The sequence below is a fragment of the Candidatus Hadarchaeales archaeon genome (genome assembly GCA_038736355.1).
Classification (GTDB): Archaea; Hadarchaeota; Hadarchaeia; order Hadarchaeales; family WYZ-LMO6; genus WYZ-LMO6.
Map to the genome: position 1 here is coordinate 387,521 of JAVYML010000001.1, position 15,106 is coordinate 402,626.

General features: G+C 56.5%; 19 protein-coding genes. 10 read left to right on the forward strand and 9 right to left on the reverse strand.

Annotated features, from left to right (window positions below; all coding sequences use genetic code 11):
- Position 1: 1 nt before the first annotated feature.
- Genes QXG22_01825 through QXG22_01845 form a run of 5 tightly spaced genes read right to left on the reverse strand, consistent with a single transcriptional unit; the run spans position 2 to position 2,254 of the window.
- On the reverse strand, positions 2–523 hold the full coding sequence (locus tag QXG22_01825) for a 50S ribosomal protein L6 (GenBank protein MEM0358737.1): 522 nt from the start codon (positions 521–523) through the stop codon (positions 2–4).
- A 9-nt stretch (positions 524–532) separates the two neighbouring features.
- Positions 533–910 (reverse strand): 30S ribosomal protein S8, encoded by a 378-nt coding sequence (locus QXG22_01830; GenBank protein MEM0358738.1) that lies wholly within the window; start codon positions 908–910, stop codon positions 533–535.
- A gap of 8 nt (positions 911–918) precedes the next feature.
- On the reverse strand, positions 919–1,062 hold the full coding sequence (locus QXG22_01835; protein ID MEM0358739.1) for a 30S ribosomal protein S14: 144 nt from the start codon (positions 1,060–1,062) through the stop codon (positions 919–921).
- A complete protein-coding gene (locus tag QXG22_01840; protein MEM0358740.1) occupies positions 1,059–1,559 on the reverse strand; it encodes a 50S ribosomal protein L5 in 501 nt (166 codons plus the stop codon). The genes QXG22_01835 and QXG22_01840 overlap by 4 nt, the downstream gene beginning before the upstream one ends.
- Positions 1,560–1,564: 5 nt before the next feature.
- A complete protein-coding gene (locus QXG22_01845; GenBank protein ID MEM0358741.1) occupies positions 1,565–2,254 on the reverse strand; it encodes a 30S ribosomal protein S4e in 690 nt (229 codons plus the stop codon).
- A 93-nt stretch (positions 2,255–2,347) separates the two neighbouring features.
- Between QXG22_01845 and QXG22_01850 the strand changes: the two genes are divergently transcribed.
- Genes QXG22_01850 through QXG22_01865 form a run of 4 tightly spaced genes read left to right on the forward strand, consistent with a single transcriptional unit; the run spans position 2,348 to position 5,180 of the window.
- Complete coding sequence (locus QXG22_01850; protein ID MEM0358742.1) at positions 2,348–2,620, forward strand: ubiquitin-like small modifier protein 1; 273 nt, start codon at positions 2,348–2,350, stop codon at positions 2,618–2,620.
- A 4-nt stretch (positions 2,621–2,624) separates the two neighbouring features.
- Complete coding sequence (locus QXG22_01855; protein MEM0358743.1) at positions 2,625–2,831, forward strand: MoaD/ThiS family protein; 207 nt, start codon at positions 2,625–2,627, stop codon at positions 2,829–2,831.
- Between the two features lie 36 nt (positions 2,832–2,867).
- Positions 2,868–3,140, forward strand: coding sequence for a MoaD family protein (locus QXG22_01860; protein MEM0358744.1), 273 nt, complete (start codon positions 2,868–2,870; stop codon positions 3,138–3,140).
- A complete protein-coding gene (locus QXG22_01865; protein MEM0358745.1) occupies positions 3,141–5,180 on the forward strand; it encodes an aldehyde ferredoxin oxidoreductase N-terminal domain-containing protein in 2,040 nt (679 codons plus the stop codon).
- Here QXG22_01865 and QXG22_01870 read toward each other — a convergent pair.
- Positions 5,160–5,678 (reverse strand): hypothetical protein, encoded by a 519-nt coding sequence (locus tag QXG22_01870; GenBank protein MEM0358746.1) that lies wholly within the window; start codon positions 5,676–5,678, stop codon positions 5,160–5,162. The two genes, QXG22_01865 and QXG22_01870, sit on opposite strands and share 21 nt — an antisense overlap.
- Positions 5,675–6,871, reverse strand: coding sequence for a pitrilysin family protein (locus tag QXG22_01875; GenBank protein ID MEM0358747.1), 1,197 nt, complete (start codon positions 6,869–6,871; stop codon positions 5,675–5,677). The genes QXG22_01870 and QXG22_01875 overlap by 4 nt, the downstream gene beginning before the upstream one ends.
- A gap of 59 nt (positions 6,872–6,930) precedes the next feature.
- Between QXG22_01875 and QXG22_01880 the strand changes: the two genes are divergently transcribed.
- Positions 6,931–7,998 carry an acetoin utilization protein AcuC gene (locus tag QXG22_01880; protein MEM0358748.1) on the forward strand — a complete coding sequence of 356 codons (1,068 nt, stop codon included), beginning with the start codon at positions 6,931–6,933 and terminating at the stop codon, positions 7,996–7,998.
- A complete protein-coding gene (locus QXG22_01885; protein MEM0358749.1) occupies positions 7,995–8,804 on the forward strand; it encodes an LLM class flavin-dependent oxidoreductase in 810 nt (269 codons plus the stop codon). Before QXG22_01880 ends, QXG22_01885 begins: the two co-directional genes overlap by 4 nt.
- On the opposite strand, the gene QXG22_01890 is transcribed toward QXG22_01885, so the two are convergent.
- Entirely contained in the window at positions 8,805–9,959 is a 1,155-nt protein-coding gene (locus QXG22_01890; GenBank protein ID MEM0358750.1) for a CBS domain-containing protein, read from the reverse strand.
- A gap of 58 nt (positions 9,960–10,017) precedes the next feature.
- Here QXG22_01890 and QXG22_01895 point away from each other — a divergent pair, with 58 nt between their 5' ends.
- A complete protein-coding gene (locus tag QXG22_01895) occupies positions 10,018–10,497 on the forward strand; it encodes a hypothetical protein (GenBank protein MEM0358751.1) in 480 nt (159 codons plus the stop codon).
- Here the strand turns inward: QXG22_01895 and QXG22_01900 are convergent.
- A complete protein-coding gene (locus QXG22_01900) occupies positions 10,494–11,594 on the reverse strand; it encodes a nitronate monooxygenase family protein (GenBank protein MEM0358752.1) in 1,101 nt (366 codons plus the stop codon). The genes QXG22_01895 and QXG22_01900 overlap by 4 nt on opposite strands.
- A gap of 89 nt (positions 11,595–11,683) precedes the next feature.
- Between QXG22_01900 and lysA the strand changes: the two genes are divergently transcribed.
- Genes lysA through dapA form a run of 3 tightly spaced genes read left to right on the forward strand, consistent with a single transcriptional unit; the run spans position 11,684 to position 15,082 of the window.
- The gene (gene lysA, locus QXG22_01905; protein MEM0358753.1) at positions 11,684–12,982 is read left to right on the forward strand and encodes a diaminopimelate decarboxylase; all 1,299 of its coding nucleotides are present in this window, start codon (positions 11,684–11,686) and stop codon (positions 12,980–12,982) included.
- Positions 12,979–14,208: an aspartate kinase gene (locus QXG22_01910; protein MEM0358754.1), complete on the forward strand. Its 1,230-nt coding sequence runs from the start codon at positions 12,979–12,981 to the stop codon at positions 14,206–14,208. The genes lysA and QXG22_01910 overlap by 4 nt, the downstream gene beginning before the upstream one ends.
- Positions 14,201–15,082 carry a 4-hydroxy-tetrahydrodipicolinate synthase gene (gene dapA / locus QXG22_01915; GenBank protein MEM0358755.1) on the forward strand — a complete coding sequence of 294 codons (882 nt, stop codon included), beginning with the start codon at positions 14,201–14,203 and terminating at the stop codon, positions 15,080–15,082. Before QXG22_01910 ends, dapA begins: the two co-directional genes overlap by 8 nt.
- The last annotated feature ends 24 nt before the right edge of the window (positions 15,083–15,106 follow it).

Consider the following 15,106-nt stretch of genomic DNA (forward strand, 5'->3'; position numbering starts at 1 on the left):
CTCATCCCCTCTCGAAAAGGTAACATCCGTCCTGAAAGACCCTCGGGTCCCTTCCCTTCACCCTGCTCGCCTGTTCTATGTTGAGGGCGGTCTGCCCCACCTCCTCCTTGTCCACACCTTCCACTATGATCTCATCACCCACCACCCTCACCTGTGCCCTTCCCATGATCTTCGCCACCCTCGGGACCTTTTCCCCCAAGAGGTTATGGATGGTAACCCTGTCCCCCTCCACCTTCACCGTGATGGGGAAGTGGGAATAGACGATTTTGAGCTTGTACACAAAACCCTGGGTTACGCCCTTGAAGGCATTGCGCAGGTGGGCCTTGATGGTACCGATCATGGCCTTGACCCTCCTCTTTTCCGAGGGGGAAGAGATCTTGATCCTTCTCCCTTCCATTCTCAGCTGTATGTCCCTGAGGTTGAAGGTCCTGTAAACCGTGCCCTTGGGTCCGCTGACCTCCACCCTTCCACCCTCCATCTTCACTTCCACCCCCTCCGGAATCTCTATTTCTTCCTCGGGCATGGCCATCACCTAGTAAACGTAGGCCAAAAGCTTCCCACCCACCCCCCTTTCCTTGGCCTGGGAAAGGGAGATCACCCCTTGGGAAGAGGTGATGACGATGGTTCCCAGACCGCTCGCGGGAAGGAACCTCTTCTCCCACTTCTCGTATTCTCCCTTCTTCACGGAGTGTCTGGGTTTGATGGCCCCACACCTGTTGATCCTCCCCCTGAGTTTCACGCGCAGGGTATTCCCTTCCCTCACGAAATCCTCGATGTATCCCTCCTCCTTGAAAACCTCTAGGACCCTCTCTATCAATCTGGAGGTGGGATAAACCACCACTTCCTTCTTCCCCGCCTTTTCGCAGTTGTAGATCTTGGAGAGGGCGTTGGCTAGGGGATCGAGTAACATCTCCACACCTAATGGTATTTCTTGAAGCCCAGTTTGGGGGCCAGCTCCCTGAAGCATCTCCTACAAAGGTAGAGTCCATACCTAGTGAGGACTGGGCCCGACCTTCCGCATTTCCTGCACTTGTGAGCCCCCTTTCCGAAGACCCTCTTCATTCCACCACCGTTACTCCCAACTTTTCAGTCACGAATTTTATGGCTTCCTCCTTTCCTATCCTGTGGGAAGGTGGTATTTTCGCCCTTTGTCTCTTCCTCCTCTTCACCCTGAATCCCGGCCTCTCCAAGGAAACGCACACATCCATCCCGAACATGCCCAGCTCCGGATCGTACTTCACCCCAGGAATATCGATGTATTCCCTTATGCCGAAGGAGAAGTTACCGTTCCCATCGAAACACTTGGAGGAAAGACGGTTGTCCACGGCCTGGAGGAGCCTCACCAGCATCTCCTCCGCCTTCTTCCCCCTCAGGGTAACCTTCACGCCCACGGGATCCCCCCTCTTCATGCCGAATTCCCTTATGGTCTTCTTGGCAAGCGTGCGGAAGGGTTTCTGCCCACAGAGCCTCTCGAGGAGGGTTTCCGCCTTCGAAAGTTTTTCTCCCCCTTCCCCCACCCCTATGTTGAGGGTAACCTTTTCTATCCTCACTTCCCTCATGGGGTTCAAGCCTTCACCTCCAGGGGCTTATCCAGCGGAAAGACGTAATCGAAGGGAGCCTGAAACCTGCCTCCATCCTCTTCCAGCTCCACCTCCCTTCCCTCCACTTTCGCGATCCTTCCCACCTTTCCCACGTTCTTCCCTCCCGTTACGAGCGCCCACACACCCGGTTGGAAGGGTATCCTCCCCACCACCCTGTAGTCGGGAAGGGAGAGTTTGAGGGTGTCACCCACCTTTACCTCGTTGTAATCCCCCAACACCGTCTTACCGTCGTGGAGGGAGAGCTGGATTTTCCCCCCCTTCACCATCCTCTTTCCCGTCACCCTGCAGAGTTTGAAGGAAGTTTCTTCGGCGGGAAGGGGAATGAGCCTCCCGTTCCTATCCATGGAGATCAGGTAGGAAGTGCCCAGGGAGGGAAGGGAGACGAGATCCATCAGTCCCACGGGAAAGCGATGGTCTGTCCTCACCCTCCCATCCACCAGTACTTTCCTTTCGGCCAGTACCTTCTTGGTTTCCGAAAGGGTGGAGGTCAGACCCAAGAGATCCCTCAGGAGGATGGCGAGGGGAAGGGCCCGGTCGGCAGGATGGGGTCCTGGTCCAGCCTTCACTGCCCAAGGAAGGGACTTCCTTGGAAGCTTCACCGCCCGCGGTACCGCATACCGTTTGAGATGCCTCTTCGGACCCTTCTTTACCATTTTCGACCTCTATACCTTCCTCTTCCCTCTCTTAAAGGTGCTGAACCGGTTTTTTCTCCCAACTTTTTTATTCCCCCTTCCTTCTCTTTTTGAATGGTCAAGGTCAAATTTTTCGCCAAGTTCAGGGAACTGGCTGGCGGGGAAGAAATGGAAGTGGAAGCCGAAAATGTACGTTCCCTCCTCCTAATCCTCAAGGAGAAGAGAGAGGGGCTGGGAAAAGCTTTGCTGGAAGAAGGGGGAAAGGACCTCAAAAAAACGGTAAAGGTGCTGGTCAACGGAAGGGAAGTCCGTTGGCTCAAAGGACTCGATACCCCCCTCAAAAAGGGGGATGTGGTTTATCTCTTCCCACCAGTGGGTGGGGGATAGTGGGATGAAAATAAGGGTGAGGATTCTGGAGGAGCTGGAGGAAAGGGAGATAGAGCTTCCGGAGGGGGCCACGGTGGAAGCCCTCCTTTCAAAACTGGGTTTGAAGGAACAGGGGATAGTGGTGATCAGGGAAAAGAAAATCATCGAAGGAAAGGAGGAGTTGAGAGAAGGTGACAGGATTCGGATCCTACCGGTGGCCATAGGTGGATGAACCTGATTTATTTAGAAGCTATCTCAAAATACTGTGATGCCGAGGGTCAGGGTCAAACCGGGTCTCCTCCTCACGGAGAAGATAGGGGAAGTGGAGATAGAAGGAAACACGGTTGGGGAGATCCTCGGGGAATTCGAGAGGAGATTCTCGAGGGAACTGGAAGAGTTGGAACTCTTGGAGAATGGAAAACTTCCCTCCTCCTTCATCCTGCTCCTGAACGGAAGGAACGTCAAACTCCTCGAGGGAGAAAGAACGAGGGTAAAAGAGGGCGACCTGCTGATGATCCTCCCTCCGGCCGCCGGTGGGTGAATGGAAAGCCGAGTAGCCTTTCTGAACGCTGGCAAGAAGGAGCTTCGGATCTCGGAAGTGAAGGATCCGAACCTTCTGGGGCCAGTGGACTGGGGCCTCTATTGCCACCTCGAACTCTATCGAAGTTACCTCTATCCCCCCTACGACGAACACAACGTACTCTGCCTGGGAATGGGCAAACTCGCTGGAAGTTGCATACCGGGGACCCATCGTCTCACCCTTTGCTTCCGCTCTCCCCTTTGGGAGGGCTTCTTCTTTTCCACCATAGGAGGGGCAGCCTATGCCTTCCGTCACCTGGGAGTTGAATACCTGGCCCTAGAGGGAAGGGCGGAAACTCCCCTGGCGGTGGCCCTGAAGGGTTCCCCCTCTGGATTGGAGATGAAGTTCAGGGAACTTTCTCCGGGTGAGCTCCAGGAGATTTACAAGGGATACGAAGGTGAGGAAGGTGTTTACGCCCTGCACGAATTCCTGCTCGAGGAATTCGGTGGATGGTACAGGAAGAGGGGAAGCCAGCTGGAATACCGCGTGCTCTGTGTGGGCCCCGCCTCCCTCCACACGAATCTGGGGGGAATCTTTTCCTCGGCCGTGAAGGGGGAGAAAAAGGACGTGGGGGCCGAGGATTGGGCGGCCAGGGGGGGCCCTGGCTCCGTGATGGCTAGGGCCCATGGGGTGATAGCCCTGGTGCTGGGGGGAAGGAACGAATGGAGGAAGTTTCCAGGAGTCAACCTAGCGGATCCGGAGGAGGCGGAGGAAGTCTTCAAGAAACTCCTTGGGAAGGGGATGATGAAGGTGGCCTCGGAAGCCACCGTCAAATACAGGTACGACGAAGCGGTGGGATCGGGAGGAACCTTTGGGGTAAACTACTTCGTGCTTAGGGAACTGGCGATCATGTTTGGTTGGAGTTCCGTGAACCTTCCCAAGGAGAAGAGGCTGGAACTCTACGAAAGGCTGATCCGGACCAAGTACCTCAAACAGTTCGACCAAGAAATCACCTCCAGGAAGCACCTCCGTCCTTCCCTGGAGATTCCCTCCACGTTCTCGAGACCGTGGGTGAGGGTGAAGGTGTGGAAAAACTGCGGGGAACCCTGTCCAGGGGTGTGTAAGAAGGTGAGGGATAGATACAAAAAGGATTATGAACCCTACGAAGCCAACGGTCCCAACTGCGGGATCTTCGATCAAAGGGCTGCCGAAAGGGCCGTGTACAAGGTGGATTCTCTGGGTTTTGACGGCATAGAGTTCGGAAACACCTGCGGATGGATCTTCGAATGTCTCCATTCCGGGCTACTACAACCCCACGAACTGGGACTGGAGGAAAATCCTTCCTTCGACCCCTCCTCCTTCCATCCCTCCGATTCCTGGAAAAATGCAACCCTTCTGGAAAAACTGGCCGAGGCCGTGGCCTACCGCGAGAACGAGCTTTCGGGTTTGATAGGGGAGGGGGTGAGAAGGGCAGCGAAGGAATTCGATCGAAGGTTTGAGGAAAGGGTGAGGAAAACGGGAAAGAGGTTCGAGGATCTGGCAGTTTACGTGGCCTTCGGGAGGGACGGTTCCATCACCCCTGCCATGTACTGGAGTCCGGGTAACCTCATGCCCGTACCCATCCAAGGGAAATACTTCACCTTCTATCACTCGGAGTTCAAGGAACCGGAAGAATTCGCGGAACTCTGTTATCAAAGGGCGGTCAAGGAGATGTACTCGGAAAACAACGGCCTTTGCAGGTTTCACAGGGGATGGAGCGAGCGCATCCTTCCCCGCCTTCTAGAGGAAGCTTGGGGGATAAAGGTGGACTACGATGCCCACTGCAAGGGAATACTGAAGAGGATCGTAGAATACAACAGGAAGGCGGGTGTGGGGCCTGTTTTCTTCGAGGGAGAGAGGATAGTGGATGTGGTGGCCACCATGGCCAGGGAACTCTCGGAGAAGAACGAAAGCGGGAGGAAGTGGTGGGAGAAGTTTCAAAGGGACAAGTGGGGGGCGGCGAAGGAATACTGGGAGAGATTCCTGAGGAAGTACGAAGAACTAGTCTTGGGATCTATTTGACCTGAGGCCTATCATCCTCCCGTTCCTCAGGAAACTCTTGAGGGATTCCCTGTTGGAATAGAGCTTGAGGGAAAGGAGGAAAAGGGTTACCACCAGGGCTCCCATGTAGAGCCAGAAGGGAGGGAAGAGGGTGAGGAGGCCCAAAGCTCCCAGGGTCCAGAGGATCCCGCTCGCCACGGCGCAAGGGGCGATGATGGGAAAGGCCTTCCTTCCCACACCCAACCCATAGGCGGTCATCACCGCCACCATCGAACCCAGGGAAAAGGCCAGCAGGCCAAGGGAGGTAAGGGTTGATCCCTTTCCAAGGTGAAAGAGGGGCTTCAGCCTGCGGAAGAGGAGCTCCGCCAAGAGGAGCCACAGGAAGGCTATGAGAACATTACAGAAGGAAATGAGGAGGAGGATCTCCTCTGCCTGAAAGCCCTCGAGCGAAGCACAGGCCGTACCACCCACTGGACCAAAGAACCAAGTGGAGAAGAAGATGTAAAGGAATTCCCTCATCCCCCCGCCTCCGGAAGGAGGAGGTAAAGGGAATAGTCCTTGAGTCTCCCCAGCTCCCTCACCTCCTCCAGTTTCACCTCGGAAATCCTCTCTTCGTACTTGTAGAACTCCTCGGCCGATCCCGCCAGCTCCTCGTAAACCAGAGCTAGGGCCACCCTGTAGCTGTTCTCCATCATCAACCTGTGCTGACCTATGAGCTGCTCCTTGGCCTCCTCCAGTTCCTTCCTCTCAAGCTCGCACATCCCCTTTATCTCGGAAAGCATGAGGTCCCTCACCTCCTCCACCTTCCCAGCCTCCGTTCCCGCATAGAGGGCCACGTAACCGTAGTTCCTCCCCACGTTGAGATGGGCGGAGACCTCGTACGCCAGACCCCTTTTGTCCCTGATCTCCTGGAAGAGTCTGGAGGAAGCACCGTCTGCCAGCACCGCCAAGAAGGACTGAAGGGCATACCTCCTTCTATCCCTCAAGGTAGGGGTGTGGAAACCCAGAGCCACATGGGCCTGTTTGAGTTCTTCCCTCCTCTCCACCCTCTCCCCCCTCCTCTCCCTCACCCGGATATCCGGCTCCTCCCTTTTGGGGAAGGGAAGATACCTCTCCGCCAATTCCACCACCTCCTCCGGATCCACCTTCCCCACCACCGAAAGGATGGGGCGGTTGTATTTCTCCAGGAAGTTCCTCAACGAGACTTGGGAGAGCCTCCTCACCGTTTTCACTGTACCCAGCACCTCCACGCCAAAGGGTTTTTCATAGAGGAGGGATTTGATTTTTCCCAACACGTGACTCTTCGGATTGTCGTGGACCATCTTCACTTCCTCCAGCACCACTTTCTTCTCCTTTTCCAGCCTCTCGGGATGGAAGGCGGGATGGAAGAGCATGTCACCCAAGAGCTCCAAACCCAGATCCAGATATTGGGAGGGAAGTTTCATCCAGAAGGCTGTGAGCTCCTCCGCCGTGAACCCATTCAAAGTCCCACCCTTCTTCTCCACCGCTGCCGAGAGCTCCTCGGAAGAACGGGTTTCCGTTCCCTGGAAGAGACAATGCTCCAAGTAATGGGCCACTCCCTTTTCTTCCTCCGGCTCGTGGGCCGCACCAGCCCTCACGGCGAGCACGCAGGAGAAAAGGGGAAGCTGTCTTCGCTCCACCAGGATGGTCATGCCGTTCTCCAGTTCCCTCCTGTAGAACTCAGCTTCCATCCTTTTTTCTCCGTGGAGGAAGGGTTAAGCCTTTTTCTGAAGCCGAGAAGGGGAAAGGGATGAGAAGTGCTCTGGTCTATGCGGAAGGATACTTGAAGTACCACTTTGGCCCCTTCCATCCCTTCCAACCCGAAAGGGAAAGGAAAACCGTGGAAAAACTGAAGGAGCTGGGAGTGCTGGAGGGGTATGCCAAGCTGGTGGAGCCCGAACCGGCAAGGGAGGAGGACCTCCTCATGGTCCATTCGAAGGAATACGTGAACTTCGTGAAGAGGATGAGCGAAAGGGGGAGGGGTTTCCTGGATTACGGGGATACTCCCGCCACCAAAGAACTCTACGAGGGAGCCCTATGGGTGGTGGGTGGTTCCCTGAAGGGGGCGGAGCTGGTACTGAGCGGGGAAGTGGAACATGCCTTCAATCCAGGGGGAGGACTGCATCATGCGGGCAGGGAACATGCGGCGGGCTTCTGCGTTTTCAACGATGTGGTCCTTTCCGTGAGATATCTTCAAAAGAAGGGTGTGAAGAGGATCGCGGTGATAGACACGGATGGACACCATGGAGACGGAACCCAGGATCTCCTCTACGAGGAACCCCTGTTGAAGATTTCCTTCCACAGGGAAGGAATCTATCCAGGAACCGGATACCCCTGGGAAAAGGGAAAGGGGGAGGGTGAAGGCTATTCGGTGAACGTTCCCCTTCCAGCAGGGACCTCGGACGATGCTTACCTCTTCGCCTTCGAGGAAGTGGTCCCTCCCCTCCTGAGAGCCTATCGGCCGGAGATCCTCATCCACCAATTCGGAGTGGATGGGCACTTCAGGGATCCCCTCGTGGGATTGGGCCTAACGACCCACGGTTATCTCAGGCTCTCCCAGCTCGTTCATGAGCTCTCCCATGAGCTCTGTGGGGGTAAGTACTTGGTGCTGGGGGGAGGAGGATATAGCTCCTCCGACGTCTGCCGGTGCTGGACCATCATGTTCTCCTCCCTCTCAGGCTTCCCCCTCGAGAAACTGGAAAACTTGATGGACGAGAAGAGAACTTCCCCCCCTTCCGTTTGGAAAGGGGTGAGGGAAGTGGTGGAGGAGGTGAAGGAGAACATTTTTCCCTACCACGGACTGGAGGTAAGGGAATGAAGTTCGGGGTAATCTATCCTGCCTACGGAGAGTACTCCCATCCCTCCCTAGCGGTGGAAATGGTCAGGGAAGCCGAACGCAGGGGGGCGGAGGCCTTCCTGGTTTGGGACCACTTCCTCCTTCCCATGCAGGGTGGGGAGAGGACCCTGGAAGCCTATACCCTTCTCTCCTTCCTGGCCGCCAAAACCGAGAAAATAAAACTGGGAACCTGTGTGACCCCCCTCCCCCTCAGGAATCCCCTCCTCCTCGCCAAGATGATCTCCTCCCTGGACCATCTGTCCGGAGGAAGGTTGATAGTGGGGGTGGGGGCGGGATGGCACATAGACGAATTCCAGATCTACGCCCAATGGGAAAGTGCGGGAACGAGGGTGAGGAGAACGAGGGAAGCCTTGGAACTCATGGTGAAAATGTGGACGGAGGAAAGGGTGGATTTTGAGGGTGAGTTTTACTCCGTCAGGGGTGCCATCCTGGAACCCAAACCCCTCCAGAAACCCCATCCACCCCTATGGATAGGGAGCACCGGAAAGCGTATGCTGGAACTCACCCTCCGCTACGGTTCTGGCTGGATTCCCGCCGCCCTTTCTCCCGAACGATATGGAAAGCTGGCTCGCTTCCTGAAGGAAAATCTGCCCAGGGAAAGGAGGAACTCCTTCGTCTTTTCCCTTCAGGATTGGGCTACGGCCGAAGAGGTGGGGGAGAGGGCTGAGGAATTCGGGAAAAGGGGATGTCAGGTCTACTCGGTGGTATTGCCCGAAAGGAGGGAGGAAGCCCTGGAGGTTCTGAAGAGGTTGGGGGAGCTCGGGTAGTCATTCCCAGATGAATTTTTCTAAGAGTCTCTCCTCCAACCTGTGATCCTTTTCCCTCTCCCTGCTCCTCATGAGCCTCCTTTCCAAGTGTTCCATGGCGGCGGAAAGGGCCTGTGCGAAACCCCATCCCTCCCCCACCCCCACCAGCTGGCTCTTCCCCTTCACGGTGAGCCTACAGCTCACGAGGGGCTTATCCTTGCCCTTGCTTCCTATCCTCTTGAAGTGGGCGGAGATCATTCCTCCCCTCACCAGCGTGGCATACTTCCTCACGAAACCCTTCAGATCCGAGAGCATGCGTTCGTATTCCAAATCGTCCACCGAGCTCCTGTCGAGGGAAAGCTGGAGATAAACCCCTCCCCTTTCCTCTTTCCTCGCCAAGAAGGAAAGGAGATCGCTCTTCGTGAGGATTCCTTCCAGCCTTCCGTCCTCCATCACCACCAAAGAAGCCACGTCCCTTTCCGCCATCAACTTCACCGCTTCCCTGAGGGTGGTTTCGGGACGAACCCAGAGGAGGGGCTCACTCATCAAACCCCTCACGGGAGTGCCGAGGGGTTTGGGCTTTTCCCCAGCCAGATCCCCGAACCTCACCTGATCCTTGGGTCTTATGACGTTCACCACCAGATCGTGCATGGTGATGATGCCCACCGGTTTGCCCTTCCTCGTCACGGGAAGCCTGGAGATTCCTTCCTCCCTCATCACCGCTAGGGCGGTGGCCAAAGTTTCGTTCTCGTCTATTGTCCTCACCTCCTTCGTGGCCACCTCCTTGACCCGCCTCAAACCCTCCTCCCCCTCCACCATCTTCTGAAGGATGGCCATGTCCGTCACCACCCCCACGATCCTTCCCCCCTCCACGACCGGGAGATGCTTGAGGTCGTTTTCAACCATCAACCTCGCCGCTTCCTCCACCCTTTCTTCGGGTGAAAGGAAGGGGGAGGGACGGTAGACCGCCTTCACTTTGGTTTTACTGGGGTCCAGTCTGGACCTCACGATCATGCGCTCGGTGAGTACCCCCTTACATTTTCCCCTCCCATCCACCACGAGCAAGGCCCCTCCCGGTCTCACCTTTCCCTCCCTGAACATCCCCACCGCCTTGGAGAGGAAGTCCTCCTCTCCTATGGTCTGAAACTCTTTCGAAACCAGGTCCCTCACTTCCATCCCAAATCCTCCCCTTCCTCCACCATCAAGCTTAAAAAGGTGGAGGGAAAGTGGAAGGATGAAGTATTGGGGAATCCTGCTGGTCCTCGTGGTAGTGGTGGTGATAGCCGCTTCTTCCTTCGTGGTTTTCCGCTCTGAAAAGGAGGAAGGGGGAACTCCCCCAGGTTTTCCCACCGAGTATTTTTCTATCGATAGGGTCTACTTTGACGACTGGATCGATTTCATGGGTAACGTCTCACCCTACGACTTCGCGGTGGTGGTGGAGATCACGAGTGGAGGAAGGGGGGTCACCTCCTGGTCGGTGGGCATCGATTACGGGAACGGCATAGGGTTCGTGGACAACGTCATCGAGACCGACTTCGGGGGCTTTCCCTCACCGGAGAACCACAAAATCGTGCTGAAGGAGGATATGGCGAAGTGGAACCTTCCGGGAGGGGAGCATCCCCAGAGGGGAAGACAGTACTACGTGAAGGTCCACCTCACCCTCAGCGACAATTCCTACCGCTCCTGGGAGGGCTACACGGGCTATCTCAGCTAAAGCTTCTTCAGTCTCTCCAAGGTTTCCTCGGCTTCCCTCATTATCCTCTCCACGAGTTCCTTCACGGTGGGAAGATCGTTGATCCTTTGGGCGCACTCACCTCCCGCGGTTAAGGCCCTCTCCCTGTCCCCGGCATAGGTTGCCATGAAGCCCTCCATCTCCTTCATGAGGACCTCCACGGGAACGGTCGTAAGGTCGTCGGGCCTTCCGATGTAAACTCCCGGGGAATACTTCGCCGTCACTTCGGCCATCTCCTCCGCGAAGGGGGTCCTGATGTACCTGGCGGGACCCACTATTCCCCTGGCCACGATCGTTCCCCTGTCTCCCGCCTTCAGGATACTCTCCTTCCAGAGATCCACGAAATCGCTCTCCTGGGTACACAGGAACCTCGTCCCCATCTGCACCGCTTGGGCTCCCAGGGCCAGGGCCGCCACGAGCGTTTTCCCATCGCAAAAGCCCCCTGCACCCACCACCGGAACCCCGGGACATGCCTCCACCACGGCGGGCAGGAGGACCATGCTGTGTAAGGGTTCCCAAGCCACATGGAAACCACCCTCATGCCCGGAAGCTATGATCCCATCCACCCCCGCCTCCAGGCACTTCTTGGCCGCCCTCACGGAAGGTACCACATGCATCCAGAAGATATCGGAGGACTTTACCAGTTCCCTCCACGGAACCGGGTTGCCCGCGGAAGTAACCAGCACCCTGAGCCTCTTCTTCATCTCCGGATCTTCCTCCCTCACCTCCAGCGTGGCCCGGATCATCTCCTCGGCCGGCCCCCTCACCTCTTCGGAAACCATCACGTTTACCCCGAAGATCCCCTTCGACTCCCTGGTTTTCTCCAGGGTATGCCTGAAAATGTTCTTCAAGGTCTCCGCGGGGGTGGGACCCTCCATTCCAGGCTCAAAGGTCCTCTTGAACATCTCGTAGGTGTCCTCGGACATGAACTTGAACTCCAGCGCACTCGCACTTATCAATCCCAACACACCGGCATTGGCTGCAGCCACGGCCAGTTTATTGGTACCAAAGGGCCCCATCCCTGCCTGGATGATGGGGTATTTGATTCCCAGCTCCTCACAGAGCTCCGTTCTTATCAAGCTTCTTTCCTTTGAGAGGAGGCAAAAAAGGCTTTCGAACGTTGGAGGGGAGGAATTAAAAAGGGAGATAAAAAGGAAGAGGGAGGAACGTGTTCGGGAACTTCTGGGTGGATGGGGAAGGGCGCCTGAGAGTGGGTGAGCTCAGGGTCTCGGAGCTGGCGGAAAGATTCGGAACCCCACTTTTCGTGATGGACGAGAACAGGATAAGGGAGAATTACAGACGCTTCAGGGAAGCCTTCGCAAGCAAATGGGAAAAAGTGATCGTGGCCTATGCCTATAAGGCCAACTCCCTCCTGGCCGTATGCAGGGTGCTCAGGGAGGAAGGGGCGGGGGCGGAAGTGGTTTCCGAGGGAGAACTCAGGATGGCCCTCAAGGTGGGTGTCCCCCCGGAGCTCATCTTCTTCAACGGAAACGCCAAGAGCGAGGCCGAGATAGAGCTGGCGGTGGAGAAGGGAATAAGGATCAACCTGGACAGCTTGGAGGAAGTAGAGGTGGTGGGGAGAATCTGCAGGAGAATGGGGAAGAAGGCTGGGGTGGGATTGAGGGTAAATCCGGGCATAGAGGTTCCAACCCATCCCTACATAGCGACGGGGGTGAAGGAGAGCAAGTTCGGAATGGAACTGGAAACGGGGGAGGCGTTGGAGGGTTTCCGTAGGGCGAAGGAAGAGGGGCTGAGAATAGAAGGCATCCACTTCCACCTGGGCTCCCAGTTGCTGGATCTGAGCCCCTTCGAGGAAGGGGTGAGGAAGGTGATGGACTTCCTGCTCCTCCTCAAGGAAAAACTGGGAATGGAGCTGGAATTCGTGGATATGGGTGGTGGGCTGGGGGTACCGGAAAGACCTGGGGAGAAGGGGCCCTCCCCAGAGGATCTGGCCTCAAGGGTGGTCCCCATCTTCAGGGAATATGTGGGGAAGGGACTGAAACCCTTCACGCTGGTCCTCGAACCGGGAAGGTATCTGGTGAACGATGCGGGAATCCTCCTCCTCAGGGTGGAATACGTGAAACCCAGGAGGGGAAGGCCCACCTGGCTCTGCGTGGACGGTGGTACCAACCTCCTCCTCCGTCCCGCCCTCCTCGGAACCTACTACCACATGGAGCTGGCGGATAGGATGGGGGAGGAGGAGAGGGAAACCGTGAACGTGGGGGGACCCCTCTGCCAGGCGGGCGACGTCATAGGAAGGGAGAGGAAGTTGCCCAGGGCAAAAAGGGGGGAGGTGTTGGTCGTTTTTAACGCCGGAGCCTATACCCTCACGATGGCCAACCAATACAACTCCAGACCCAGGGCCGCAGTGGTGATGGTGAAGGGGGAAAGGGCTGAAATAATAAGAAAAAGGGAGACCTGTGAGGATCTATGGAGGTATGACCTCCTTCCGAGTTGGTTGGGATGAGGAGAATCGTGGTAAAGTTCGGTGGGACCTCCCTCGGGAACGGGGAAAGGATCAGGCTGGCCGCCAAATCCGTGGAAAGGGAATGGAGGAAAGGTGCTGAAATAGTGGTGACGGTTTCCGCGATGGGCCATACCACGGACGAGCTCTTGGAGGTGGCGAGGAAAGCTTCCGGGGAGAACCTCACGGCCAAGGATCTCGATGACATCCTCGCCATGGGGGAAAGGACCAGCGCCAGGATCTTCGCCGCCGCCCTGCGCAGCTTGGGGGTGAAGGCCAAAGCCATAGATCCCGAGATGAAGGAATGGCCCATCATCACGGATTCCTCCTTTTCGAAGGCAAGGGTGGATGAGAAGAGGACGGAGGAAAGGGTGAAGAAATACCTGGAACCCCTCCTCAAGGAGAGGATAGTACCGGTGGTCTGTGGCTTCCTGGGCAGGAACCTCAAGGGGGAGATCACCACCTTGGGGAGGGGTGGAAGCGACACCACCGCTTTCATCCTCGGGAAATACCTCAGGGCCTCCGAAGTGATCATCGTCACGGATGTGGAGGGTGTGATGACGGCAGATGTTAACGAATTCAAGGATGCCAAGCTGCTGAAATCCCTCACGGCCCTAGAGTTGAGGGAACTGGGAAGGTTTGGAGCCAGGGTGATGCACCCAGCTGCCATGAACTACAAACTCCCGGAAATGGATGCCAAGGTCATACACTTCAGGCATGGAGATTTATCTGCTCGGGGAACCACCATAAAGGGAGGCATCATGGAAAATGGAAAGATGAAGATCACCCTCCACGAAAAACCGATCGGGATGCTCACGGTGGTGGGGGAGGGAATGCAGGAAACGCCCGGTGTGCTCCTGCAGGCCATCTCCCCCCTGAGCAAGAGGGGTCTGAACATCCTGGGGGTATCCATAGGTCCCAGATCCTTCTCCCTCTACGTCTGGCAGAGGGATCTGAGGAAGGCCGTGGAACTCGTTCACCAGCAGGTGAAGAGGAGCAAGGTGATGAAGTCGGTGACCAGCGAAGACAACCTGGCCTTGGTGGTGGTGGAGAGCGAGAAGTTCATAGACACTCCGGGAATGATCGCCAAGCTCACCGCCCCCCTTGCCAGGGAAGGAATCAACATCGTGGAAATCCTTTCCAGCAGGGCTTCCATAAGCTTCTTCTTCAGGTGGGAGGATAGGGAAAGGGCGGTGGAAACCCTCCGCAGGAGCTGTCTGGATGTTTGAGGGTGTGCTCACGGCAATGGTTACCCCTTTCCTCGAGAACGGGGAGCTGAACGAGGAGGGTCTGAAGAAGAATGTGGAGTTCCAGATAAGGAGCGGAATAGACGGCCTCGTGCCGGTGGGGACCACGGGGGAATGCTCCACCCTGAGTTACGAAGAACACCTAAGGGTGGTGGAGATAGTGGTGGAGGCGGCAGGGGGAAGGGTACCCGTGATCGCGGGGACGGGGAGCAACAGCACGAGGGAGGCCCTCATGCTCACGCGGGAAGCCAAGGAGAGGGGAGCCGATGGGGCACTGGTGGTGGTCCCCTACTACAACAGGCCGACGCAGGAAGGTCTTTACCAGCACTTCAAGCGCCTGGCCGAAGAGGTGGATATACCCCAAATCCTCTACAACATTCCTTCCAGGACGGGCGTGAACCTAGCCCCCGAAACCGTGGCCAAGCTGGCCAAGCTGAAGAACGTGGTGGGGATAAAGGAAGCCAGCGGAAACTTCGACCAGATCTCCAAGATCATAGAGCTAACGAAGGGGGAGGACTTCATGGTGACCTCCGGAAACGATTCCCACACCCTACCCATGATGGCCCTTGGGGCCGTGGGAGTAATCTCCGTGGCTTCCAACCTCGTTCCCTCCCAAATGGTGAGGATGGTGAGGGCCTTCAGGGAAGGGAGGGTGGAAGATGCCAGGAGGATCCACTACGAACTTTCTCCCCTCTTCGAAGCCCTTTTCCTCGAAACCAATCCGTGCCCCGTGAAGGAAGCCATGGAAATGGTGGGTCTCCCAGCCGGTCCCCCCCGCCTTCCCCTCGTAAGGGTGGGAGAGGGAACTAGGAAGAGATTGAGGGAAGTTCTTTCGGGTTTAGGACTCCTTAAGTAACCTTGGGGCATATATTTTTACGAT

Bases quoted from the DNA above. Each gene is read 5' to 3' on its own strand.
- QXG22_01825 (MEM0358737.1), bottom strand. From the start codon at position 523: ATGCCCGAGGAAGAAATAGAGATTCCGGAGGGGGTGGAAGTGAAGATG.
- QXG22_01830 (MEM0358738.1), bottom strand. From the start codon at position 910: ATGTTACTCGATCCCCTAGCCAACGCCCTCTCCAAGATCTACAACTGC.
- QXG22_01835 (MEM0358739.1), bottom strand. From the start codon at position 1,062: ATGAAGAGGGTCTTCGGAAAGGGGGCTCACAAGTGCAGGAAATGCGGA.
- QXG22_01840 (MEM0358740.1), bottom strand. From the start codon at position 1,559: ATGAGGGAAGTGAGGATAGAAAAGGTTACCCTCAACATAGGGGTGGGG.
- QXG22_01845 (MEM0358741.1), bottom strand. From the start codon at position 2,254: ATGGTAAAGAAGGGTCCGAAGAGGCATCTCAAACGGTATGCGGTACCG.
- QXG22_01850 (MEM0358742.1), top strand. From the start codon at position 2,348: ATGGTCAAGGTCAAATTTTTCGCCAAGTTCAGGGAACTGGCTGGCGGG.
- QXG22_01855 (MEM0358743.1), top strand. From the start codon at position 2,625: ATGAAAATAAGGGTGAGGATTCTGGAGGAGCTGGAGGAAAGGGAGATA.
- QXG22_01860 (MEM0358744.1), top strand. From the start codon at position 2,868: ATGCCGAGGGTCAGGGTCAAACCGGGTCTCCTCCTCACGGAGAAGATA.
- QXG22_01865 (MEM0358745.1), top strand. From the start codon at position 3,141: ATGGAAAGCCGAGTAGCCTTTCTGAACGCTGGCAAGAAGGAGCTTCGG.
- QXG22_01870 (MEM0358746.1), bottom strand. From the start codon at position 5,678: ATGAGGGAATTCCTTTACATCTTCTTCTCCACTTGGTTCTTTGGTCCA.
- QXG22_01875 (MEM0358747.1), bottom strand. From the start codon at position 6,871: ATGGAAGCTGAGTTCTACAGGAGGGAACTGGAGAACGGCATGACCATC.
- QXG22_01880 (MEM0358748.1), top strand. From the start codon at position 6,931: ATGAGAAGTGCTCTGGTCTATGCGGAAGGATACTTGAAGTACCACTTT.
- QXG22_01885 (MEM0358749.1), top strand. From the start codon at position 7,995: ATGAAGTTCGGGGTAATCTATCCTGCCTACGGAGAGTACTCCCATCCC.
- QXG22_01890 (MEM0358750.1), bottom strand. From the start codon at position 9,959: ATGGAAGTGAGGGACCTGGTTTCGAAAGAGTTTCAGACCATAGGAGAG.
- QXG22_01895 (MEM0358751.1), top strand. From the start codon at position 10,018: ATGAAGTATTGGGGAATCCTGCTGGTCCTCGTGGTAGTGGTGGTGATA.
- QXG22_01910 (MEM0358754.1), top strand. From the start codon at position 12,979: ATGAGGAGAATCGTGGTAAAGTTCGGTGGGACCTCCCTCGGGAACGGG.
- dapA (MEM0358755.1), top strand. From the start codon at position 14,201: ATGTTTGAGGGTGTGCTCACGGCAATGGTTACCCCTTTCCTCGAGAAC.